The following is a 23,599-nucleotide window of genomic DNA, read 5'->3' on the forward strand; positions in this document are numbered from 1 at the left end:
AAGAGCTGGACCGCCAAGACGGGCAAGTACAGCCTGAAAGCCACGGTGAACGGTAAGTCTACCAGGATCGACTTCTCCATCGTGAAATAAGCCCCGAATAGCTTCAACAATAAAACACAAAAAAAAGCAGCCCGCAACGGCTGCTTTTTTTTGTCCGGTTTTGGAGGAACTTTGCCGTTCATCGAAAACCAGTTTCATGCTTCCAAAAATGATGGCCGCTTTGAAGTTGCCGGTGGGCTTATGGGCCCTTGCCCTTGTATTCAGTCTGCACCTGCAGGCACAAAGCATAACGGCGCCCGCCAACCTGGTTTTCGAAGGGGCGGGCATCCGGGGCATCGCTTATTGCGGGGCGATAAAGGCCCTGGAGGAGCAAGGCCTGCTGCCCGGGGTGCAGCGGGTGGGCGGCACTTCCGCCGGGGCGATAACGGCGCTCCTGCTGGCTCTGGGATACAGCGGCGAAGAGATTTCTCAAATCATCCGGCAGACCTCCTTTAAGAAGTTCAATGACGGCCGTTATTTGTTTGCCGGCGGCATGCACCGCTTCCGGCGCTATTACGGCTGGTACCGGGGAAAGGCTTTTGAAAAATGGATCTCCGCGCTCATTGCCGCCAAAACCTCCGATGCCGGCATCACCTTCAATGAATTGCACCTGAAAGGATTTAAGGACCTGTACGTGACCGGGACCAGCCTGACGCGGCAGCAGCTGGTGGTCTTTTCCCGGGAAAGCTACCCCCACATGCCGGTGAAGGATGCGCTGCGCATCTCCATGGGCATCCCCCTTTATTTTGAAGCGGTTTTTATGGACAGCACGGGCAGAGTGTTCGCGCATCCCAAAAAGCGGGAAGGGCTGGAGGTGCTGGTGGACGGCGGTTTCCTGGCCAACTTTCCCATCCGCCTGTTCGACAGCAGCCGCTATTGCGATACGGCTGCAGGCAGGGGCTTGCGGGTCAATCCAAAAACCCTGGGTTTCCGGATCGACAGGGACGAGCAGATCCAAAGCGATGCCGGCGCCCTGGGGCTGGCACCCATGAAGATCACCAGCCTGAAAGAATACCTGGCGGCCTTTTACACCATAGTGCTGGAAAACCTTAACCGGCAAACCCTTACCCGCGACGACTGGCAGCGGACCGTTTCCATCAGCGATGGCGCGGTCGGTCCCCGCATCCGCCGCCTGGCGACAGGAGAGGTGGAGCGCCTGGTGGAGAATGGCTATACCGCCACCCGCCGCTACTTAGCGGGCAGCATCGGCGCCACCGCTCCCCGGTAGCACCCCTTCGTTTGGGAAAGACCGCCACCCGGCCTGATGGCCGGAAAGGCCTGTGCGTGCCGGTTTTTACCTATTTATGTACCCGATATTCCCCAACTTCCGCAACAGGGGCGGCTGCCCGGTTCAAAGGGCAACTTTTCGCCGTTGCCCGCAATTTCGCCTGTTTTGGGGCTGATTTTGGCAGAATACAGAGAGAAACCACCTTAAAATAGCATGAAAAACGGCAGAGATGTGCCCGTCGCAGCAAATCCGGTTTCAGATTTGAATAGATGAAGTATTCCTGTTCGGTTTGCTTAAGATGAAGGCAGTCAAGGCTGCCGGGAATCCTGGCCCTCCCTAGGAAACGGCCGAAAGCATCCTGCTTATGAGCGGAACTTTCATTCCCTTTTAAATGAAGACAGTATGAAGACGTGTATGTTGCGACCCCTGTGTCCCGTGAAACCCAATCTTTTCCAGGCTTGCCCTGCTTCCCTAAAATCGTTTCCCTGTTCTCCTTTATTTTTTCCCCACCGGCTTGCAGGCCGGCGGCTGATCACTTCCTGATCCTTTAATTCCTGTTTGTTCCACCTGCCGGCAGCTACCGGCAGCGGGAAAGCCTCTGTGCTTTTCCGGACGGGCCCGTATGGCCGCCCGGCAAGGAACCCTTTGCCCTTTCCAACCTTTTATGAATGTAAAAATAACCAATATGAAAACCCCTGTTTTACTTTTCCTTTTTCTCTTTTTTGTCCATCCCTTATTCGCACAAACAACCCTGATCCCCTTCGGCTCCGCCTGGAAGTACCTCGATAACGGTACCAACCAGGGCACTGCCTGGCGGGCATCCTCCTTCAGCGACGGCACCTGGAAAACCGGCAACGGCCGCTTCGGCTACGGCGTCACCGGCCTCGCTACTACCATCAGCTACGGTCCCGACAAGGACAACAAATATATCACCACTTATTTCCGGAAAGCGGTTTCCATCTCCAATCCCGGCGACTTCAGCTCCTTTACGGCTAGTGCTTACCGTGAGGACGGCATCGTGCTGTACGTAAACGGCGTGGAGGTGTACCGCAACAACATGCCCACCGGCACCATCGCCTACACCACCCTGGCGGCTGACGGCGCCAAGGACGACGGTGTCGACGCGTTGAACTTTACCATCGCTTCGTCCTTCTTTACCAGCGGCACCAACGTCATCGCCGCCGAGGTCCACCAGCAGAAAAGCAGTTCATCGGACATGCACTTCGACCTGTCCCTGGCGGGCAATACCGGTACGGCGCCGGCCAATACCCCGCCCGCCGTGTCGGGTATCGCCCGTTACTCGGCTTCGCCCACCAGCGCCACCTCGGTACGCTACCTGGTTACTTTTTCCGAAACAGTGAACGGGGTGGACGCCACCGATTTTGTGGTTAGCCGCGTCAGCGGCACGGTAGCCGGCACCGTCAGTTCGGTCAGCGCCCAGGGCACCGGCGGCAACCAGTTTCTTGTAACGGTTTCGAATATTACCGGCACCGGCGAGCTTCGCCTGGACCTGAAGAGCAGCGGTACCGGCATCACCGATGCCGAAAACGCCCCCATAACCGGCGGCTACAGCTCGGGCCAGACCTATGTCATCCAAACCGCTACCCAGCCCGCGGCAGGCTCGCCCGGCTTTTCCTCCGTCAATTACCTGGCGCCGGTCAGCATCAGCAAGAATACCGCCGACAAGCCGCAGGCAAAAGTATGGACCCATGACGGCCGGTGGTGGTGCGTACTGCCCACTTCCAACGGTACCAACATCTACCGCCTCGACGGCACCACCTGGACGCCGGTGCTGCCCATCTACAGCTCCAGCAACGCCCGGGCCGACTGCCGGGTAGTGGGCAATACCGTTCATATCCTGCTGTTCCGGGGCGAGTCGAACAACTCTTACCTGATCTCCGCCGAATACGACAACCTCCAGAAAACCTACAAGCTGTGGAACCAGCGCACCTCCAAGGTAACGCTGCAATTTGGAGAAGGTACCGAAACCGCCACCCTCGATATCGACGGTACGGGCAGGATGTGGGTAGCCTCCTGCGACACCACCAACGTTACCGTACGCTGGAGCGACGCCCCATATTCGGTCTGGAGCAGCCCGGTCATCATCGGTACGAACGTGCTGGACGATGACATCTGCGCCATCACCACCCTGCCGGGAAAGATCGGCGTGCTTTGGTCCAACCAGAATAACAAGCGGTTCCATTTCCGCACCCATACCGACGGAGCCGACCCTGCAGCCTGGTCGGCCGATGAACTGCCTGCCGCCGCTTCGGCCCAGGATAACGTGGGCCGCGGACTGGCCGACGACCATATGAACATCATGCGGGCGGCCAACGGCACCCTGTACTGCGCCGTAAAAACCGGCTTTGACGAGGAAGGGTATACGGCCCTGGCCCTGCTGGTGCGCCGGCCCACCGGCACCTGGGACCCGCTCTATCCCGTTACGATCAACACCTCTTCGGAACATGACGGCACCCGGGGCATCGTGCTGCTGAACGAGGCCATGGGACGCATAAAAGTGGTGTATACCTCCAAAGAAGACGGCGGCGACATCCTGTACCGCGAATCGGCGCTGTCCTCCATTTCTTTCGGGGAACCCCATACGCTGCTGGCCGGCAACTTCAACAATGCCACCAGCACCCACCAGACCTACACCAACGAAATTGTGGTGCTGGCCACCGATCAAAGCACCAGCCCCGACCAGGCCGCCGGCATCATCAGTTATGATGGCGTGCCTTCGGCGCCGGCAATTACCGCCGCTCCCTTAGAAGCCGAACGGCTGGCGGCGGCCCCCAGCCTGGAACTGTCGGTTGCCCCCAACCCCGTTTCGGGCAGCGGCCAGGTACGCTTCAGCCTTCCGGCTGCAGGTGCTTACACCCTGACGCTCTACGACCTGGCCGGCACCCGCACGCAGGTGCTGCGGCAGGGCCGTGCGGATGCCGGCCAATTGCAAACGCTGTCCCTGGACGCTTCCGGCCTGCCCGGCGGGGTATACCTGCTGCGCCTGCAAACTGCCGGCGGCAGCAAAACCCTGAAGCTGGCCGTCAATAAATAGGATGATTTCAAAAATGCAATCTCCAGAGGCGCTGTCACCACGGCGCCTCTTTTTGTTTAGCTGCCGGCCGGTGCCGGAACTGATTTATGAAGGGGACATCAGCGTTGGTGAAATTCAATCAGCTCAAAGCGGTTGCCGAAAGGGTCCCGGAAGAAACAACGGTTGCGGCCGTCAATCTCGCTGGAATACGTGACGGGGACTTTTTTGGATAACAGAAAGGCTTTGGCCTGTTCCAGGTCGGCTACTTCAAAGGCGGGATGGCGGGACGATTCATTGCCGCCGGCCTCTTCACGGACGTGCAGTTCAATATCCGCTATTGTAAACCAGATGGCCCCGCGGGGATGGCTGCCCGGTATTTCTTCCAGTTCCAGCACGCCGGCATAAAACTGCCGGGCCGCTTCGGTTGCGCCGGGAGGTATTGAGATCAACAGGTGGTCGAGCCGTTTAAAATGAATCATGTTCCATACAAAATAATGAAAATCGTTTAGAACTGTATGGAAAGGCCTTCAACCTGAAGTTCTTTAGGATAAAGTGAACTTCCCCGGAATTACAATTCCAGGGTACAGGGCCGCCTCAAACAGACGAAGCACGGCAATAATGGACCCCGGGTACTTCCTGACGGAGTCAGATAAAGTCCTGATCGATCCACATGAACCAGCCATCACCCAATCCCCAGATTTCAATCATATTTCCTGGGCTATGGTATCCTTATTCCGTCTGTTCCTTATTGCAGGCATCCTTCGAAAAATAGAGCGTTGCTTTTTCACACCACGAAGAAGTAAATTGATAATGGAGTATGCCGGAGCAATGAGTTCGATCAAGGTTGACGTCATGTACTTCTAATTCTTCCAAAATGGATTGGACCGCCTCCGGCAGCTCACTTTCATCAATAGAATATCCGGCCTTTATGTTTGCAGTATTCAGGGAAGCTACCAACTTGTCAAAGTCGTTCCTGTGGATTTCAAATTTTCTTCTGTACCGCTCAACGTCCCAATTATTGATTGGGCAACCGAAAGTACTGCTTGTAAATAGCAAATAAATAGCTAGGATCGTCTTTCTCATAAACTGGCAATGAATAAAATGAGAAAAAAGGATATTGCTTTCCGAATGCTTGTGTTCACTTATTTATCCTTTTCGGGAGCTTTGGTTTGGGGGATACGCTTTTGTTTACCAGGAGTTACCCATTTGGAAATCTTTGAAACGGTATAGCCGAGCAGGGCTAAAAATAATGCAATGATCAGTAAGGGAAGAAGGGTGGAAAGGATCGGTGTGATCCAGTCTCTTGTATAGGTAGCCTGCAGCAGATACATGGTAAATTGAATGGGTTCCGGGAATTTTCTCGCTGCTGCTAATTACGGAAAAATAAGGGAAGTAGCGGGGGAAAAAGGCTATCATTTTTCTTTCCAATTTATCCTGCGGAACCGCCCTAACTTTGATCCTGCCTGCCGGAAGTGCAGCGCTTTCCGACACGGAAAGGGCAGCAGGTGCAAGACCTGCCATTTGGGTACATCCCTGATGAGGTTAAGCTCAGTAGTTTCCAGGACCGGAAGCCCGGAGGGCTTCACTATGAATAGCCCCGGGTGAAACCCGGGGGCGGTCGCGGTGGGTTACGACAACCCGGAAGGGGTTGACTGTGGGACCCTCAGCAAACCTACTGTTCGGGATAGGGAAGGCTTTGCGGAGATGTCTTTAGCAGTAGAAACTGCGCTAAAACGAACAGGACATATTCAACCCCTTCAGGGTTGTGTCTTCGACCCACACCGGTCCCCGGGTTGGCACCCGGGGCTATTCACAGTGAAGCCCTTCAGGCTTCGGGTTACCGTGCTCAGCAAAAAATGTATCCTAGCGGTAGGGTACCCCGACAGGAGGGGAGCTTCTTCGAGCCCAACGATACAGGTAACCATAACCCCAGTAAACGAACGATTTATGCCAGGGAAGAGCGGTCAACACATTGCGGATTCGGAAAAGCAATTGCGCCTGATCCTTGAAAGCGCCAAGGGCTTTGCCATTTTTACCACCACGGCCGACGGCCGTGTCAATACCTGGAATGCCGGCGCCGCCGGGATCTTCGGGTGGAGCGAGGAGGAAATTCTCGGCCAGCCCGGCGATGTCCTTTTTACTCCCCAGGACCGTGAGCAGGGCGAGCCGCAGAAGGAAATGGCCACCGCTGTCGCCAAAGGGGTAGCGCCGGATGTCCGCTGGCACCTGCGCAAAGACGGGTCGCTGGTATTCATCGACGGGGCCAACCACCCGCTTTTTGACAACGCCGGAACGTTAACCGGTTTTGTCAAGATCGGTCGGGACATGACCGCCCAGCGTCAGGCAGAGGTGGCCCTGCGGAAAGCGGAAGAAGACTACCGAACCCGGCTGGAGAAAGAGGTGGAACAACGAACCGCCGAGCTGAAGGAAAGCAATACCAGCCTGCGCCAGGCCAATGAAAACCTGCAGCAGTTTGCCTCCATCGCCTCCCACGACCTGCAGGAGCCCCTGCGCAAGCTCAAGCTCTTTGCCGCCGTCCTCCGGCGTTTCAGCGATCACCTGCCGGAAGAGGGAAAAGAGCTCCTGCAAAAGATTTCGGAAACTTCCGCCCGGATGAGCCAACTCATCCGCGAGCTGCTCCAGTATTCCAAGATCGCCTATGGCACCCGGGAAATGGTGCCCACCGATCTGCAGGCAGTGGTTCAAAACGTTCAAAGCGACCTGGACCTGCTGATCCGGGAAACGGGGGCGGTTATCCTGCTGGAGGGACCCCTGCCCCGGGTAATGGCGGTTCCCCTGCAAATGCACCAGCTGTTTCACAACCTGCTGACCAATGCCCTTAAGTTTCGAAAAAAAGACGTTCCGCCCTCCGTCCGCATTTCGTGTTCTTTCGTTGCCCCGGAACAGCTCCAGCGCTTTCCCGGGCTGGACGCAAGTAAGACCTATATGGAGATAATAGTGGCCGACAACGGGATCGGGTTTGCCCAAATCTATGCGGAACAGATCTTCCAGATCTTTGAGCGCCTGCACCCGGCCGAAGAATACGAGGGAACAGGGCTGGGGCTGGCCCTCTGCAAGAAGATCGTGGAGAACCATGCCGGGCATATTTTTGCCGAATCCCGGCAAGGGGAGGGTGCGGCCTTTTATATCTGGCTACCCGTTCATCCCTAAGCCTTTATGTCGGCATTTGTGTACATTTACCGCCAAACTTTTCCCTTGGCCTGGACGCTTTATATAAAAGACATGGTGTGCGTACGCTGCAAAATGGCCGTGGAAGCGGTGCTGGCCGCCCACCAGATCGCCTTCCACTCCGTGGAGCTGGGCTGGGCCAGCCTGGTGGAGGAGCCGACGGCCGCGCAGAAAGCCGCCCTGGCAGCAGGCCTGCAGTATTACCAGCTGGAACTCCTGGAAGACCACGGCCGGATCCTGGTGGAGCGCATGAAAACGGAGATCCTTCACCTGTTGCACGCGGAACAGCCCCTGCAGTTTAAGCTGTCGGCCCATTTGAGCCAGGTGCTGGCCTACAATTACACCTACCTGGCCAATACCTTTTCGGAGCTGGAGGGCACTACCCTGGAACGGTATTTTATCCTGCAGCGGGTGGAGCGGGTAAAGGAACTGATCGTTTACGAGGACCGGTCGCTGAACCAGATTGCCGATGAACTGAGGTACAGCAGCGTTTCGCACCTCTGCCAGCAGTTTAAAAAGGTAACCGGGACGACGCCGGCCGAATTCCGGCAGCGGTGCCAGTCGGGCGAATTTGTGTGGCGGATGGTGTAAGGGGAGGAACTTTAGCTGCCAAACTTTTTCAAAATGGAAGACAAGAATAAAGACCGCACCATATTGCTGGTGGATGATGATGCCGATGACCGGAAATATTTCCTGGAAGCCCTGGCAGAAATTGACCCTACCATCCGGTGCCGGACGGCCCGGGACGGCCAGCAGGCGCTGGAGCTGTTGCAGCACCCGTCCGAAAGCCTGCCCCACTATATTTTCCTGGACCTGCGGATGCCCCGGGTAAACGGCCGGCAATGCCTCCTCCAGATCAAGGCGGATGAGCGCATAAAGGATATTCCGGTGATTATTTATACGACCTCCACCGAAGTGGAGGAAGCGGAGGACCTGCAGCAACTGGGGGCCGTGCATTTTATTTCCAAGCCTTCCGACCCGGATGAAATTTATTATGTGCTGTCCCTGGTACTGGAAGAACGATGGAACGACAAGGGGTGGGAACGGTACCGGCCCTGACCGCCGGGGCTCCGGAACCTGTGAATTTTATCCTGTTTCAAAGAAATGATATAACACTCCATTGGCAGGTGCAGGGCAACTTTGCAACTGTTATGAGCCAAGTCTTCACCACTTTGTTTTCCTACCAGGGGAAAACCTTTACGGCAGTTATTTCGCAGCCGGACAGAATAGTACATATTTATGTGCCGGACGTATCGCTGCACGAGCTGCTGCCCCAGGGCAAAGCCACCTATGATCCCGCCAATAGGCTGCAGCCCCATGCGCCGGTTTCCAGCCCTGCGCAACAGCTGATTCACTGCATCCTGGGGACGCTGGTATGGGAAAAGGAACAGGGAAGCAATGTCATAAAAGGGAAAAAGGGATGATGCACCTGGAAATATACCTGGACGGGCAGTTGCTGGATGCGGTTCCCCTGTCCCTCCCGTTGCCGCAGGACAAGAATTATGATTATTCGAAAATTTTTAAAAGCCTGATTTCGGAGTTGGAGAAAAAGCACGCCCGGCTGCTGTCCCGGTCAGCGGTCAAGCCCACCTATTGCGTGAGCGGTATCCCCTCCAGCATTAATTCTTTTGTGCCGCTGGGAATTCCCGTATCGCCCCCGGTTTCCGGCGTCAGGGAACTGGTGCCCCCCACAGCTGTGGAACCGGCTCCCGCCACTTCCGTTCCGCCCGATGCGGCCGAAAGGGGGCATCCGGAATCCTAGGCCTTTAACAGGAACAGGGAACTCCAGGCCACGGCATACGCCACCGCCGCCAGTAGCATCACCACTGTAAAGCCCGCCTCCACCGCCAGCAGGGCCGCTGCCGCCGCGCTGATCACCGACAGGCAGCCGTTGACCCCCCACGCCCAGGGAACGCTTTTCTCGTCGCGCACCGACAACAGGCGCAGGCCGGCGGGGAAGGGCATGCCCATGACAAAGGCCGGGAGTCCCACCAATACCCCCGACAAGGCTACTTTGCCCCAGAAGCCCAGCCCCGTGCCGCTTTGTAACAGCGGGCCCAGAAGAAGGGTGTACCCGCCCAAAACCACCACCACCACCGCCAGTATTATTTGTAATTGCCGGCGGCCGGCCGCCAGCCGGTCCGACAGGTAGCTGCCGGCCCCGGACGCCAGCATCATGATCCCGATCACCAGGGCCGCGGAAGTTACCGGGTTGCCGAAGAAGAGCAGGAATTTTTGGATCAGGACGATCTCCAAAAACATGTAGCCGGTGCCCAGCCCGCTGAAGTACAGCAGGGTCCATCCCCTCGGGCCGCTGCGCCAGCCGATGCGGAACAGCGGCAAAATAATCAGCAGCACCGCCAGCCCGGCGATCTGGAAAAACGTGATCAGGGACACCAGGTACCCCAGCTCGATAAAGGAGGCCGACTGGGTGCCGAACAGGGCTGCCAGCCGCGGCAGGCTGTTCCAGCGCAGGAACTGCGAAAAATAGGGTTGGTCGTCCGTGGCCGGCCGCAGGTGAAAGTCATAGTCCCGGTAAACCTGTTCGCGGTTGCCCGTCACCAGCCGGTCGATGTAGGTGAAAAAGACGGGGTCCACGATCTCGTTGTAAAAGTTCCGTTCGTAGGGGCGCAGGCCGGGCAGCAACAGCGGGTCGAAATAATAGCGGTCGCAAAACCGGCGAATGGCTGCCGTATCGCGGGCGCTGAAGGGGCGGGCCTGCAGCAGGAAGGTGACGGTGCCCCAGCTGCGCACGGCCGCCAGGTACAACGGATGCCCCGAAAGGCGGGCCGCCTCGGCCGTTTCGGCCAGGGTGGCGGCCAGCTTCAGCGGGTAGCGGTAGGGATAATCCATCCAGGCCGTCACCGCCACCGCCCCGCCGGGCTGCAGCAGGCGGGTCATCTGCAATAAGGCCTCCCCCGTCAGCAGGTACTCTTCCTGCAGGGCATAGAGGCCCGAGCCGCCGCCGAAAGCGCCCACCGGCGGCAGCACCACCAGGTCATAACGACCCCGGGTAGCCGATAAATAGGTGCGGGGGCCGGTCACGTGCAGCCGCACCCCCGGCTGGTAAAACAGCGAGTCGGTAGCCGGCGCCAGCTCGTGCCGCAGCAGGTCCGTCACGCCGGCATGGGGTTCCACGGCGTCCACCCGGCTGGCGCCCCTTTGCAGGGCCTGGGCCACCTCGAGGCCGGTGCCGGCCTGCAGCACCAGCACCCTGGGCCGTGGCGCCAGCGCATAAGGGAGGGCCATGGTGGTATAATCGAGCAGGTGGGCGGTATCAAGGCGGTTGCGGGAAACCACCGGCCCGAAGCCATCACCGTTGTTGAAGACCTCCTGTTTCACCGGTACCTCTCCGGTATACGCCAGGCTCAGGCCGGGGGCGAAGCGCAGGGCGTCGGCCGCCACCACCTGCACAAAGCCATAAGGGCCGGGCTGTTGCAGGGTGATGCGGGCGGAAGGCAGGTGAAGGGTGCGGCTGAGGCTTTTATATTCCGAAAGGGAAAGGTCCGGGGGGCGGGCCAGGCGGTAGCCCGCCAACAGCAGGGCCGTGGCGGCCAGGGGCAGCACCCACTTCCGGTGGGGCGCCGTTACCAGCAGCAGGCCCGCCGCCACCGCAAACAGCGACACGGCTACCGGGAAGGTGGCCGGCAGGAAAGAAAATGCCAGCCCGGCAGCCACCAGGGCCCCGGCCCCCGAGCCGATAAGGTTGGCAAAATAGAGCCGCCCGATCCGGTCCGTATACCGGACGAACAGGATGCCCAGCGCCAGGGCCCCCAGGAAGAAGGGCAGGAAGAACAGCAGGTAATTGACCAGCAGCGCCCACCACTGCCGCCGCTCTACAAACAGCAGGAAGGAGTCGAACCGGGCGGCGCCGCTCCGGCTCAGGCCCACTACGGCGGTCATGGCCAGCCCGCAGCCGATCATCAGCAGGGGCAACAGCAGGTCGCTCCGCCGCAGCAGGGCCGCCCGCCACACGGCCAGCACGCTGCCGGCCGCCCCAAAACCCAGCAGGGCAATGGAAATGACCATGTTGGCAAAGTGGTACCACTGCACCAGCGACAGCAACTGCATCACCGCCACCTGGTAGGCGATCAGTGCCACAGATATAAGGGCTGTAGCCAGGAGCATGCGTTGGTGATAGGAGATCATATGTGAAGAAATTTCGGATGTCGTCTCGCCTAGGGCGAGACGACATCCGAAATCATTTTAATGGTTTATCCGAAGCCCTTGTGAAAGGTACAAACCTTACGGGCAACAGGCTGGTGGTGCGCAGGCGGCCGCCGGTTTTCTGCACCAGCATCAGCTGCTGGGTCATGAAAGGCGAACCGATGGGGATGATCATGCGGCCGCCCTCCTTGAGCTGTTCGGTCAGCGGCGGCGGTATGTGTTCGGCAGCGGCGGTAACCACGATGGCATCGAAGGGTGCCTGTTCCTTCCAGCCGAAATAGCCGTCGCCGTTTTTCACCTCAATGTTTTTGTAGTTCATCCGTTGCAGGCGTTTGCGGGCCTCATTGGCCAGGGCGTCCACGATCTCGATGGTGTACACCCGGCAGCCGGCCTGTGCCAGCACGGCGGCCTGGTAGCCCGAGCCGGTGCCGACCTCCAGCACCCGCTTGCCCGGGCCGGGCTGAACCGTTTCGGTCATGAAGGCCACGATGTAGGGCTGGGAGATGGTCTGGCCGTAGCCGATGGGCAGGGGTCGGTCTTCGTAGGCATACTGAAGCTGGGCTGGCGGCAGGAACAGGTGACGGGGCACCTGCCGCAGGGCTTGCAGGGTGGGCGCATGCCGGATGCCGCGGCGCTCGATCTGCGTTTTGACCATCTGCAGGCGGCTTTTTTCATAATCCTGGGCCGGCAAACGGGGCCAGGGTACCAGGACCAGCAACCAAAACAATAGCGCTTTCATGGTGCAGCTATTTGAAGGTGAGCAAATGTTCCCGGAGGGCGGGGCCGGGGATAGGGGCGCTTTGGGATTAGGCTAATGTACGAAAGCCCGCCTGAAGGCGTGTGGATCGGCTTGCCGGCGGCCCCGCCGGTTGGCTCCGGTGTTCCCCTGAAGCAATCTTTTTCATGCGGCCTGTTAACTTATTGTTACCTCATCGTTACCGGAATATTACGGCAAGTTTATCGAATTGTTATGCTTGATGATAGGGGTTGGTTATCAGCGGGTTGAGCGCAACTTTGCTGCCGGAAATTAAACTCTTGAGACATGTCACAATGTTCCCGGGCATTATTGCCCTTTCTGCTATTGCTGGGTGGTCTGAAATCCTTTGCCCAGGAAACTCCCGCGGTTGCCGCCCCGAAAAACGTCTACGCAAAATTGGGCAAGGGCATCAACTTTATCGCCCCCGATTCCTCCATGAGCCTGAAGATGGGCGCCCGTATCCAAACCTTGTTTGTGGCCGAACGCTCCCTGGCCGAAGGCGCCCGAACCGAAAAGGAAATGATGGTCCGCCGGGCCCGCCTGAAATTCGACGGCTTTGCCTTTACCCCTAAGCTCGAATACAAAATTGAGCTGGCGCTGAGCAACCGCGACAACGGCAGCGTGATGCCCCAGGGCGGCAACGCCGCCAATATCGTGCTGGACGCCGTAGTAAAATACCAGGCCTCTAAAAACACCGAGCTGTGGTTCGGGCAAACGAAGCTGCCCGGCAACCGCGAACGGGTGAACTCTTCCAGTTCCCTGCAGTTCGTGGACCGCAGCCTGGTGAACTCGCTTTATAACCTCGACCGCGATATCGGCCTGCAACTGCACCACCAATTCCATGTGGGGCCGGTGGTCGTCAAGGACAAGTATGCGGTATCGCTGGGGCAGGGCCGTAATATTACCGTGGCCGACACGGGCGGCTTCAGCTATACGGGCCGGGTGGAAGTGTTGCCCTTCGGGGAATTCAGCCACAAAGGCGACTATTTCGAATCGGACCTGGAGCGGGAGGCTACCCCCAGGCTGTCGCTGGCGGCCGGCTACAGTTACAACGACGGGGCGGTACGTAAAGGGGGAGAGCTGGGCGCCTTCCTGGGCGAGTCGCGCGACCTGAAAACCTTCTTCGCCGACCTTTTTTGGAAATACCGCGGCTGGTCGGTGGCCAGCGAGTACATGAAAAAGCAGGCGGCAGACGGCTCTGCCCTCACGGCCAAGCCCCATGTTTTTTTTGAAACCGGCTCGGGCTTCAACGTCCAGAGCGGCTACCTTTTTCCCAACAACTTCGAGCTGGCCGGCCGGTATACCGAAGTGACGCCTTCCCGGGCCATCCGGCAGGCGGGAGAGGAGGGCCCCGTCCGCGAATACACCCTGGGACTTTCCAAATACTTTGTAGGCCACAGCCTGAAGGTCCAGAGCGATGTCAGCCATATCCGGAATTTTCTCGAGGCCGATCCCGCCCTCCGCTTCCGCTTCCAGGTGGAACTGGGCTTTTAATGCCTTGTGCACCTAAGCGGTGACCGCCTTAATCTTTCCTTAATAAATCCATAACAAGGAGAACGCGTTCCGCTCAACTTGATCGAATACTTTTACGCGTCTCATAAAGAGATTAATTTCCAGATACGACCCCTGTTTCCACAGGGGTTTTTCTGTTGTTTGCGGGCCATTGCCTGCGGTGCTGTTTGATCTTATGGCTGGCGGAGAAAAGAAAGGATATGATCCAAAACCAGCTGTTGTTGCACCGCACGGCTGATGGCGGCTTTGCCGTCACCCAGTTGGAAACCGTAATAACCGAACTGCGCATGGTTGGCGCCGTTAAGGCAAACATATTTTGTTGCCGGTGGCAGCTTTGCCTTGTTGCGGTTCACGCCTGTGGTATCCGCCACCCCATCATTCGAACCATATATTTTCAGCGTGGGTATCTTACTTCCGGATAAATCAAAATCCCTGGGGTGGGTGGTGCCAATAAGGATGAGTTTGTCGATCAGTCCGGGGTGTTGCTGGACAAACCGGGCCGCCATCTTTCCGCCCTGCGAATGGCCCGCCAGGATGTATTCCTTCGTGCTGTCGGCGAAAAGGCCCAGGGTAATAGGCCTTTGGTAGCCCCGGGACGCCAGCCGCCAGGGCATCTTCACCAGCACTGCCCGGCAGCCGCTGTTCGCCAGCCGGCGGCAAAGCGGCGCGTAAGCCTTTGGATCAACGAGGGCGCCGGGGTAAAACAACACCACCTGCCGGTAGGGGCCGGCAGGCGTAAACGCATCATAATCCCGGTTGCCGGTGACCGTTACCCGGGCATCGCTGGAATAAACGGAGGGAGCAACGCTCCGCGCCTGGTAGCCGTACGCCAGCCATAGCAGGAAGCCCAGACCGGCGACGGTCCATGCCAGCAGCAGTACCCGGAGCACTATTTTTTTTCTTTTCAATCAGGTGGTTTTAAGGGTACACAAAGCTACCGGCAAATTTCCGGTAGGCGGCGCCTTCCGCCACATTCCTCCTTATCTTAGCCGCATGCAACTGCCCAACTTATGCTCCCGGCTCCTGCTGGCCTTCTGCCTGCTGGCCGGTACCCTGGCTGCTCCTGCCCAGCAACTCACCCTCGCCGGCAAATGGCGCTTCGCCCTCGACCGCGACGATAAAGGCTTTTCGGAACAATGGTTCGCCCGTCCCCAGTCGTGGAAGGAGACCGTCCAGCTCCCCGGCACCCTGACCGGCAACGGCAAGGGCGACGACATCACCCTCCAGACCAAATGGACCGGCTCCATTTACGATAGCTCCTTCTTTTTCCGGAAAAGCCTGGCCAAGTACCGCCAGCCGGGCAACATCAAAATACCCTTCTGGCTCACCCCCCTCAAGCACTACGTAGGCGTGGCCTGGTACCAGAAAGAGATCGAGATTCCCAAAGGCTGGGCCCAAAAGCACATGGAGCTGGTGCTGGAGCGCGGGCACATCCAAACCTCTGTCTGGATCGACGGCAAGCCCGCCGGCACCCGCAATGCCCTGGCTACTGCCCAGGAGTTTGACCTCTCCGCCCTGGCCACCCCCGGCAAACATACCCTGACCCTCAAGGTGGACAACCGCCTCAAGGACGTGAACGTTGGTCCCGACTCGCACTCGGTGACGGACCACACCCAGGGCAACTGGAACGGCGTCGTCGGCAACTTCTACCTCCAGGCTTCACCCGCCGTATTTATCGAAGATCTGCAGGTTTTCCCCGACGTGCCGAATAAAAGGGCCCTGGTCAAACTGTCCGTGGTGAACACCCTGTCCAAGCCGGTACAGGGCACCTATACCGTGTCGGCCCAAAGCTTTAATGCCCCTACCTCCCGCGCCGCCCTGCCCGTGAAATCGCCGGTATCGGTGGGCGCCCGGGATACCGCCCGCGTGGAAGTGTCGCTGCCTATGGGCGCCGACGTGCTGCTATGGGATGAATACAACCCGGCACTGTACCAGCTGACCGCCGCCCTGAACGTCCTGAACCTGAAGGACGAACGGCAGCAGCAGTTCGGTATGCGCGAGGTAAAGGTGGCGGGCAACCGCATTTTGGTCAACGGACGGCCGGTCTTCCTGCGCGGCACGGTCAACAACTGCGAGTTCCCCCTGACCGGCTACCCGCCCACCGATGAAAAGTCGTGGGAGCGCCTGTTCCGCATCGCCCGGTCGCACGGCCTGAACCATATGCGGTTCCACTCGTGGTGTCCGCCCGAAGCGGCCTTCGTGGCCGCCGACAAGGTCGGCTTTTACCTGCAGCCCGAAGCCTCCACCTGGCCCAACCACGGCACCTCGCTGGGCGACGGCCGCTTCATCGACCAGTACGTTTACGAAGAGTCGAACCGCATGGCCAAAGCCTACGGCAGCTATGCCTCCTTCACCATGCTGGCGGCGGGCAACGAACCTGCCGGCCGCAACCAGGCAAAGTACCTGGCCGGCTTTATCCAGTACTGGCAGGCAAGGGATTCCCGCCGCATCTATACCGGCGCTTCGGTGGCCCAGAGCTGGCCGCTGGTGCCCGAGAACGAATACATGATCAAGTCCGCCGCCCGCGGCCTTTCGTGGGCCGGCTCGCGGCCCGAAAGCCGGTCCGACTACGGCGGGGTGATCCGGAATTTCACCATGCCCTACGTGACCCACGAAATGGGGCAGTGGTGCGTGTTTCCCAATTTCAAAGAAATTAAGAAGTATACCGGCCTGTACCGGGCCCGCAACTTCGAACTGTTCCAGGAAGACCTGGCCGACCACGGCATGGGCGACCAGGGCGAAGCGTTCCTGCTGGCCTCCGGCAAGCTGCAGGCGCTGTGCTACAAGAACGAGATTGAAAAGGCCCTGCGCACCCCCGGCCTCGGCGGCTTCCAGCTGCTGGGCCTGCAGGACTTCCCCGGCCAGGGCACCGCCCTGGTGGGCGTGCTCGATGCCTTCTGGGATGAGAAAGGCTACATTACGGCCAAACAGTGGAGCCGCTTCTGCAACGCCGTCGTGCCGCTGAACCGGATGTCGCAATTCGTGTACTCCAGTAACGACACCCTTTCGGCCGATATCGAGATCTACAACTTTGGCCCGTCCGACCTCACCAATGCCACCATAACGTACCGGGTAACCGGTGCGGACGGAAAGGAAGTTTATAAAGGTGCATTCGTACAAAGCCGCCTGGAGCGGGGCGGCAACCGCCCGGCCGGCACCGTCAGCTGGCCGCTCTCCTCTATCAAAGAGGCCGCAAAGCTGAACCTGGAAGTGACCATCAACGGTACGCCTTATGCCAACGACTGGGATTTCTGGGTGTACCCGGCCCGGTTGCCGGCGGTCCAAACGGCGGAAGTATACATGACCGATACCCTGGACGCCAGGGCTGAAGAAGTGCTGAACAAGGGCGGCAAGGTGTTTTTGAATGCCGCCGGCAAGGTGGTGAAAGGCAAAGAGGTGGTGATGCATTTTACCCCGGTTTTCTGGAATACCTCCTGGTTCAAGATGCGGCCGCCGCATGTGACCGGCATCCTGGTGCAGGAAAAACATCCCGCCCTGGAGCGCTTTCCCACCGAATACCACAGCAACCTGCAGTGGTGGGAGATCGTGAACCGGGCGCAGGTGATGCACCTGGAAGATTTTCCCAAAGGCTTCCAGCCCATTGTGCAGCCCATTGATACCTGGTTCATGAACCGCCGCCTGGCGCTGGTGATGGAAGCCAGGGTGGGAGCGGGGCGCCTGCTGGTGTCCTCGGCCGCCCTGTCGGACAGCAACAGCCGCCCGGCCGCCCGCCAGCTGCTGTACAGCCTGAAGCAATATATCGCCTCCGACCGCTTCCAGCCCAAGGAACAGGTGGAGCTGAAGGTGGTTCGCGACCTCTTCCAGACGCCCTCCCGGGAGCAGTGGGATGCCTTTACCAAGGACAGCCCCGACGAGCTGAAGCCGGGCGGCAGGAGGTAAGCCCGGGCGAAAGAGGGTTAAAAGGGAGGCTGTGCCTCCCAGGCCCATCTTTCCACAAAGGCGATGGCCTGTCGGTCGGTGAGGTTGCTAAAGGATTGGTACACCTGCGAAACGGACCGGTAGTGTTCGGGGGTTTCGAGGACCACCACCTCATCGGCCGCCCGTGCCAGCTGGGCCTTTTTGGATGGGGCGCAAACCGGCGCCGCCACTACGATACGGGCGGCGCCCCGGTGGCGGCACAGTTGGATCGCGGCAAAGACGGTAGCACCGGTAGCGATGCCGTCGTCCACAAGCAGGACCGTTTTGCCCTGGAGGTCGGGCAGGGGGGCACCCTGGCGCAGGACGTCGATACGGCGGCGGATCTCCTGCTGCTGCCGTTCGGCTTCTTTCTCAAAAGCCTCCCGTGGCAGGTCGCCGGCGGCATTTTCGTTGACGTAGACCGAGCCGTCCTCCGCCAGGGCGCCGATGGCGTATTCGGGGTTCTGGGGATGCCCCAGCTTTTTACAGATCACCAGGGCCAGGCGGGCATGGAGGTGCCGCGCCACGTAATAACCCGTTTCGGCCCCGCCCCTGGGAATGCCCAGTACGATGGCGCCGGTATCCCGGTATTTTTCCAGCGCCCCTGCCAGTTGCAGGGCAGCATCTCTTCTGTCTATAAACATAGCACTATGTTTTAGTAAGCGGACATTGGACATTACTCTTTCATAAGCGGCCTCCCCAATTAACCAATTAACCAATTAACCAATTCCCCATCTCCACGATACCTTCCTCACTGATCTTCGTGCCGAAAGGGGCAGAGAGCTGCTGAATCCTCCGGATACACCAGGTATAGTCGAAGTCGTGCGCCCGGTTCACCTGGCAGCCGTCAATGAGTACGGGCACCAGTTGCAGGCGTTCGAGGCCCCCGGGTCCGGCGGTCACCAGGTACAGGAAGGAATGGTCGTTCTGCAGGTCGGGGTGGACCGCGTAATCGTCCACGAAATCGCCGGTATCGTACAGGATCAGCTTTCCATTGTATACCTCGATGCCCTGGAAGTTGTGGGCGCTGTGGCCGTGCACGATATCGGCCCCGTTCCGGATCATTTCCCGGCCGAAGGAGACGGTCTCCCCCCGCGGTGTTTCCTGCAGGTTCGGCCCCCAGTGGATGCTTACCACCAGCAGGTCAACCTGCGGCCTCAGTGCCCGGAGGGTCGCCAGCAGCCGTTCGCGGTCGTGCTCGTTGAGCAGGCTGATGTGGTTAATACCGCTTTGGGCGGGACCGGCTTTCCAGCGCTTTTCATTGTCGGTAGCCCCCAGGATGCCCAGGCGCAGGCCCCTGACCGTCAGCAGCACTGGACGGGCCGCTTCCTCCTCGTTGGCGCCGGCGCCGGCATAACGGATGCCGGCTCCTTCGAGCTGCCGTTGGGTTTCGAACAGCCCCTCTTCTTCATAATCCAGAATATGGTTGTTGGCCAGGTTGGCCACGCCTACGCCGGCGATCTGAAGGCAGCGGATCCTGTCGGGGGAGGCTTTGAAGTGGAAGACCTTGGAGGCTTCGCGGGTGCTGGTGGTCAGGGTGGTTTCGAGGTTGATGATGTTGAGGTCGGTGGTGCGCAGCAGCGGCAGCACGTCGCCCCAGGGAAAGGCATAGCCCTCGCGGGAAATGACCCGGTCCACGGTCCTGCCGATCATGACATCGCCGGTAAAGCCCATCAGGATTTGACCGTTGTCCATCTGTTCCTCTTTTTCAAAAATGCTTCCACCAACCGGTAAAGGTACGCCAAAGGCAGGAGCGGGGAGTCCGGCCCTATTTTGTTAAACTCTGCAATTGCATGACGGAAACCATGAAAATTGTCCTTATATTTGGTTACCGGCAAAACACCCTGTTTCACCCTCCTTTTTACCGGGAATTCCCGTTCATTTAATGGGAAGTTAATGATACGCCTGCCTTGAACGCTTTATTTTCACAAATTAAAACATGTAGTTATGAGTTTTCATTTAAACGAACCCCGGTTTATTGAATTCAATTACGATGGCGTTCAGATCTGCGCGGAGTTTACCTTCAACCGCGATGACCAGCCCCCGGCCAACCTGACCAGCGAAAAGAGCGTCTGGCTGCAGATCCAGTTTACCGGCGTCACTTCCGACCCGATTGTTTTTAAAGTATCCAAACCGTATTCGCTCATCCTTGAACCCAAGGAAACCGTTTATTCGGTGGTCAAGAAGGAGATCATGAAGCTGCACAGCAATAAAAACGTCCAGGTTCATGACACCTTCTACTGATTGTTGTTCCGGTTTTAAGCGCCCGTCCTTCCGCAGGAAGAAAGCTGCCCCCTATTGTTTTGGCCACTGATCCTTTCCGCGGCTTTCTTCCTTTACCTTTCCTTGCGCAGTTCGATTTTTTCCTTCTTCGAATCCTTTATAACTTGCGGCCTTTATTCCCTGTACACCTGCCCTGGCGCAGCAATTCAGGATGCAACAGGACGCCTGTAAGCGGTATTTCGCTTAACATAGCGCCTTAATTTTATTACACGAATCAAAGGCTCGTCGTATGAATGGTAAAATTGTAGGATTCCTTTTCCTTGTAGCGTCTGTCCTGGCTGCGGATCTCTCCGCGCAAAGCCTGCCTTCCAAAAAGAAAATTTTAAAGCCCCTTCGCCTGGCCAACCGGTATTTTATGAATACCTGGCCCGACCCGGGTAAGTCCATCGTCACCAACCGCGAACGTCCCAGCAACATCTGGACCCGCGGCGTGTATTACGAAGGACTGATGGCCCTGTACGAAGTGGACCCCAAAAAGAAAGAGCGTAAAAAATATTACAACTATGCCGTGGAGTGGGGCGAAAAGCACAAGTGGGGCCTGCGCAACGGCATCACCACCCGCAACGCCGACGACCAGTGCTGTGGCCAGACCTACATCGACCTGTACCTGATCGACAAAAAGCCCGAACGCATCCGCGACATCAAGGCCTGCATCGACAATACCGTCAAAAGCGATAAGAACGATGACTGGAGCTGGATCGACGCCCTGCAAATGGCCATGCCCGTTTTCGTGCGCCTGGGTGTGTTGTACAACGATACGTCGTACTTCCGCAAAATGTACGACATCTATTCCTACTCCAAGCGCCAGCATGGCGGCAACGGCCTTTACAACCCCGAAGACGGCCTGTGGTGGCGCGACAAGGACTTTGTACCCCCGTACAAAGAGCCCAACGGCCAGGACTGCTACTGGAGCCGCGGCAATGGCTGGGTAGTGGCCGCCCTCGTGCGCACCCTCCAAATGCTGCCCAAGACCGATCCCCATTACAACGAATACATGCAGGACTATAAGGACATGCTGAAGGCCCTTATTCCCATCCAGCGCGCCGACGGCTACTGGAACGTGAGCCTGCACGATTCGACCAATTACGGTGGCAAGGAGCTGACCGGCACCGCCCTGTTCGTTTACGGCATGGCCTGGGGCATCAACAACGGTTTCGTGGACAAAGCCACCTACCTGCCGGTGCTGACCAAGGCCTGGAACGCTATGGTGGCGGAGTGCGTGCACCCCAACGGCTTCCTGGGCTACGTGCAGGGAACCGGTAAGGAACCCAAGGACGGCCAACCGGTAAGCTATACCAGCAAGCCCGACTTTGAAGACTACGGCCTCGGTTGCTTCCTGCTCGCCGGCTCCGAAGTGTATAAACTGAAATAGGTTGGTGGTTTGTAGGGAAACCCTCATATGAAAACGCTCCTGCTCACAAGTTGCCTCCTGCTTTTTGGAACCGGTTTCACCCAATCCCTGCCCTCCAATTCCGAAGAGGCCAGGGTGCCAGCGTACACCCTGCCCGACCCTTTGGTGCGGCCCAACGGCAAAAAGGTGTCGACGGCGGCGCAGTGGAAAAGGAGGCAACGGCCCTTCGTGTACCACCTGTACGAACAGGTGCAGTTCGGCCGCTACCCGCGGGCGAAAACGCCGCTAAGCTTCCGGCTGCGGGAGGAAGGGGACGCCTTCGGCGGCCGGGCCACCCGTCGGCAGGTACGCCTGTTCCTGCACCCGGCGGATACCTCCGTGTTCCTGGATGTGTTGTTCTATATTCCTAAAGGTGTCAGCGGCCCGGTACCGGTTTTTACCGCTTACAATTTCTGCGGCAACCATACGGTGGCGGACGACCCCCACCTATTCCTGGGCGAAAGCTGGGTGTACGGCAAGGCAAAGGGTGTGGTGAACAACCGCGCCACCGATAGCGCCCGGGGCACCGATGCGGCGCAATGGGACATCGGGCAGGTGCTGGCCCACGGCTTTGCACTGGCCACCGCTTATTACGGCGATATCGAGCCGGACCAGGCCGAGGGCTGGAAAACCGGTATCCGCACGACGCTGAAAGATATTTTGAAAATACAGGCCGATGAATGGGGCGCTATGGGCGCCTGGGCCTGGGGCCTCAGCCGCATCATGGATTACCTGCAACAGGATAAGACGTTTGATGCCGGCAGGGTGGCTGTGATGGGACATTCGCGGTTGGGTAAGGCCGCCCTCTGGGCGGCTGCATCCGACCCTCGGTTCGCCCTGGCAGTTTCCAATGAATCGGGCGAAGGCGGCGCCGCCCTTTCCAAACGGTTTTTCGGCGAAACCGTAAAGATCATCACCACCCGCTTCCCGTACTGGTTCGGCCCCAACTTTAAAAACTTTGCCGACAACACCGCCGCCCTGCCCGTGGACGGGCACATGCTGCTGTCGCTGGTGGCGCCGCGGCCCCTGTACGTGGCCAGCGCCGAGGGCGATACCTGGTCCGACCCGCTGGGTGAATTTCTCAGCGCCCGTGAAGCCGGCAGGGTGTACGCGCTGTTCGGTAAAAAAGGTCCCGAAGGCGATCACCTTCCGCCCCTGCACCAGCCCGTGGGCGAAACCCCGCGCTACCACATCCGCGCCGGCAGGCACGATGTGCAGCCCTACGACTGGCAGCAATACCTGCAGTTTGCCGATGGCTTCTGGAAAAAATAAGCAATAAGCAATAGGCAATAAGCAACTGTTTCCTGATTTCTTACATCCTTTTCAATACCGGTTCTGACATATGAAACACGTTTTGTTTTCCCTTGGTTTTATCCTCATTCTTCTGCAGGGCATGGCCCAGGCGCCTACCACCCGGCGGGTAAAATACAATTTTAACAGCGGCTGGAAGGTAAAAGTAGGCGATGCAGCAGGGGCCGAAGCGCCTGCCTTTGCCGACGCCTCCTGGAAGTCCGTCACCCTGCCCTGGGCCTGGAACGAGGACGAAGCCTTCCGCAACGATATCGTCAACCATTCCGATTCCATCTCCTGGTACCGCAAGCATTTTAAGCTGCCTGCTTCTGCCCGCGGACATAAAGTATTTTTGGAGTTCGAAGGCATCCGCCAGGCCGGCGACTTTTACCTCAATGGAAAACGGATCGGCGGGCACGAGAACGGCGTCACCGCCTTCGGCTTCGACGTTACGGACGCCGTAAATTTTGAAGGGGAGAACGTGCTGGCCGCCCGCATCGACAACGATTGGGACTACAAGGAAAAAGCCACCGGCACCAAGTACCAGTGGGAAGACAAGAACTTCAACGCCAACTTCGGCGGCATCAACAAAAACGTATACCTGCATGTGGCGCCCAAAGTGTACCAGACCCTGCCGCTTTATTCCAACCTGGGCACCACGGGCGTGTATGTGTATGCCGATAACTTTAATATCAAAGGCCGCTCGGCGACCATCCATACTGCCTCTGAAGTGAAAAACGAAAGCGGCAGGCCGCAGCAGGTTTCTTACGAAGTGCGCATCCTCGACGGCGG

The 23,599-nt window shown here is 58.4% G+C and carries 21 protein-coding genes; 13 read left to right on the plus strand and 8 right to left on the minus strand.

All coding sequences use genetic code 11. The features are described from left to right. Positions 1 to 196: 196 nt before the first annotated feature. Both V9K67_RS25710 and V9K67_RS25715 read left to right on the plus strand, forming a co-directional pair. Positions 197 to 1,267 carry a patatin-like phospholipase family protein gene (locus V9K67_RS25710; RefSeq protein WP_336727766.1) on the plus strand — a complete coding sequence of 357 codons (1,071 nt, stop codon included), beginning with the start codon at positions 197 to 199 and terminating at the stop codon, positions 1,265 to 1,267. 685 nt (positions 1,268 to 1,952) lie between these two features. Beyond that, the gene (locus tag V9K67_RS25715; protein WP_336727768.1) at positions 1,953 to 4,322 is read left to right on the plus strand and encodes a T9SS type A sorting domain-containing protein; all 2,370 of its coding nucleotides are present in this window, start codon (positions 1,953 to 1,955) and stop codon (positions 4,320 to 4,322) included. A 98-nt stretch (positions 4,323 to 4,420) separates the two neighbouring features. On the opposite strand, the gene V9K67_RS25720 is transcribed toward V9K67_RS25715, so the two are convergent. The 3 genes from V9K67_RS25720 to V9K67_RS25730 all read right to left on the minus strand — a co-directional run bounded on the left by V9K67_RS25720 (position 4,421) and on the right by V9K67_RS25730 (position 5,632). Further along, complete coding sequence (locus tag V9K67_RS25720) at positions 4,421 to 4,780, minus strand: VOC family protein (protein WP_336727770.1); 360 nt, start codon at positions 4,778 to 4,780, stop codon at positions 4,421 to 4,423. A gap of 250 nt (positions 4,781 to 5,030) precedes the next feature. Next, positions 5,031 to 5,384 (minus strand): hypothetical protein, encoded by a 354-nt coding sequence (locus tag V9K67_RS25725; RefSeq protein ID WP_336727771.1) that lies wholly within the window; start codon positions 5,382 to 5,384, stop codon positions 5,031 to 5,033. Between the two features lie 59 nt (positions 5,385 to 5,443). After that, complete coding sequence (locus V9K67_RS25730) at positions 5,444 to 5,632, minus strand: hypothetical protein (protein WP_336727773.1); 189 nt, start codon at positions 5,630 to 5,632, stop codon at positions 5,444 to 5,446. A 616-nt stretch (positions 5,633 to 6,248) separates the two neighbouring features. Between V9K67_RS25730 and V9K67_RS25735 the strand changes: the two genes are divergently transcribed. The 5 genes from V9K67_RS25735 to V9K67_RS25755 all read left to right on the plus strand — a co-directional run bounded on the left by V9K67_RS25735 (position 6,249) and on the right by V9K67_RS25755 (position 9,252). Continuing rightward, positions 6,249 to 7,472, plus strand: coding sequence for a sensor histidine kinase (locus V9K67_RS25735; protein ID WP_336727776.1), 1,224 nt, complete (start codon positions 6,249 to 6,251; stop codon positions 7,470 to 7,472). A gap of 45 nt (positions 7,473 to 7,517) precedes the next feature. Then, a complete protein-coding gene (locus V9K67_RS25740; protein ID WP_336727777.1) occupies positions 7,518 to 8,081 on the plus strand; it encodes a helix-turn-helix domain-containing protein in 564 nt (187 codons plus the stop codon). A gap of 33 nt (positions 8,082 to 8,114) precedes the next feature. After that, positions 8,115 to 8,549: a response regulator gene (locus tag V9K67_RS25745; protein ID WP_336727778.1), complete on the plus strand. Its 435-nt coding sequence runs from the start codon at positions 8,115 to 8,117 to the stop codon at positions 8,547 to 8,549. 92 nt (positions 8,550 to 8,641) lie between these two features. Beyond that, entirely contained in the window at positions 8,642 to 8,914 is a 273-nt protein-coding gene (locus V9K67_RS25750; protein WP_336727780.1) for a hypothetical protein, read from the plus strand. Beyond that, a complete protein-coding gene (locus V9K67_RS25755; protein ID WP_336727782.1) occupies positions 8,911 to 9,252 on the plus strand; it encodes a hypothetical protein in 342 nt (113 codons plus the stop codon). The genes V9K67_RS25750 and V9K67_RS25755 overlap by 4 nt, the downstream gene beginning before the upstream one ends. Here V9K67_RS25755 and V9K67_RS25760 read toward each other — a convergent pair. Then, on the minus strand, positions 9,249 to 11,639 hold the full coding sequence (locus tag V9K67_RS25760; RefSeq protein ID WP_336727784.1) for a hypothetical protein: 2,391 nt from the start codon (positions 11,637 to 11,639) through the stop codon (positions 9,249 to 9,251). The genes V9K67_RS25755 and V9K67_RS25760 overlap by 4 nt on opposite strands. Positions 11,640 to 11,691: 52 nt before the next feature. After that, a complete protein-coding gene (locus V9K67_RS25765) occupies positions 11,692 to 12,396 on the minus strand; it encodes a protein-L-isoaspartate(D-aspartate) O-methyltransferase (protein WP_336727786.1) in 705 nt (234 codons plus the stop codon). A 303-nt stretch (positions 12,397 to 12,699) separates the two neighbouring features. On the opposite strand from V9K67_RS25765, the gene V9K67_RS25770 reads away from it, so the two are divergent. Next, positions 12,700 to 13,908, plus strand: a complete 1,209-nt coding sequence (locus V9K67_RS25770) for a porin (protein ID WP_336727787.1) — start codon at positions 12,700 to 12,702, stop codon at positions 13,906 to 13,908. Positions 13,909 to 14,099: 191 nt separating this feature from the next. On the opposite strand, the gene V9K67_RS25775 is transcribed toward V9K67_RS25770, so the two are convergent. Continuing rightward, the gene (locus V9K67_RS25775) at positions 14,100 to 14,834 is read right to left on the minus strand and encodes an alpha/beta hydrolase (RefSeq protein WP_336727789.1); all 735 of its coding nucleotides are present in this window, start codon (positions 14,832 to 14,834) and stop codon (positions 14,100 to 14,102) included. 85 nt (positions 14,835 to 14,919) lie between these two features. Here V9K67_RS25775 and V9K67_RS25780 point away from each other — a divergent pair, with 85 nt between their 5' ends. After that, positions 14,920 to 17,826, plus strand: coding sequence for an exo-beta-1,4-galactosidase (locus V9K67_RS25780; protein WP_336727791.1), 2,907 nt, complete (start codon positions 14,920 to 14,922; stop codon positions 17,824 to 17,826). A gap of 17 nt (positions 17,827 to 17,843) precedes the next feature. Here the strand turns inward: V9K67_RS25780 and V9K67_RS25785 are convergent, their stop codons facing one another. Together V9K67_RS25785 and V9K67_RS25790 are read right to left on the minus strand one after the other, a co-directional pair. Further along, positions 17,844 to 18,521 (minus strand): phosphoribosyltransferase, encoded by a 678-nt coding sequence (locus tag V9K67_RS25785; RefSeq protein WP_336727794.1) that lies wholly within the window; start codon positions 18,519 to 18,521, stop codon positions 17,844 to 17,846. Between the two features lie 34 nt (positions 18,522 to 18,555). Then, entirely contained in the window at positions 18,556 to 19,539 is a 984-nt protein-coding gene (locus V9K67_RS25790; protein ID WP_336727795.1) for a CapA family protein, read from the minus strand. A gap of 252 nt (positions 19,540 to 19,791) precedes the next feature. On the opposite strand from V9K67_RS25790, the gene V9K67_RS25795 reads away from it, so the two are divergent. The 4 genes from V9K67_RS25795 to V9K67_RS25810 form a co-directional block, all read left to right on the plus strand. Beyond that, the gene (locus V9K67_RS25795; protein WP_336727797.1) at positions 19,792 to 20,088 is read left to right on the plus strand and encodes a hypothetical protein; all 297 of its coding nucleotides are present in this window, start codon (positions 19,792 to 19,794) and stop codon (positions 20,086 to 20,088) included. Positions 20,089 to 20,482: 394 nt separating this feature from the next. Beyond that, entirely contained in the window at positions 20,483 to 21,499 is a 1,017-nt protein-coding gene (locus tag V9K67_RS25800; RefSeq protein WP_336727799.1) for a glycoside hydrolase family 88/105 protein, read from the plus strand. A gap of 27 nt (positions 21,500 to 21,526) precedes the next feature. After that, a complete protein-coding gene (locus V9K67_RS25805; protein WP_336727801.1) occupies positions 21,527 to 22,789 on the plus strand; it encodes a glucuronyl esterase domain-containing protein in 1,263 nt (420 codons plus the stop codon). A gap of 70 nt (positions 22,790 to 22,859) precedes the next feature. Further along, the coding region (locus V9K67_RS25810; RefSeq protein WP_336727803.1) for a glycosyl hydrolase 2 galactose-binding domain-containing protein at positions 22,860 to 23,599 on the plus strand (740 nt) is incomplete at its 3' end.

This window comes from Huijunlia imazamoxiresistens, from assembly GCF_037132455.1.
Lineage (GTDB): Bacteria > Bacteroidota > Bacteroidia > Chitinophagales > Chitinophagaceae > Flavisolibacter > Flavisolibacter imazamoxiresistens.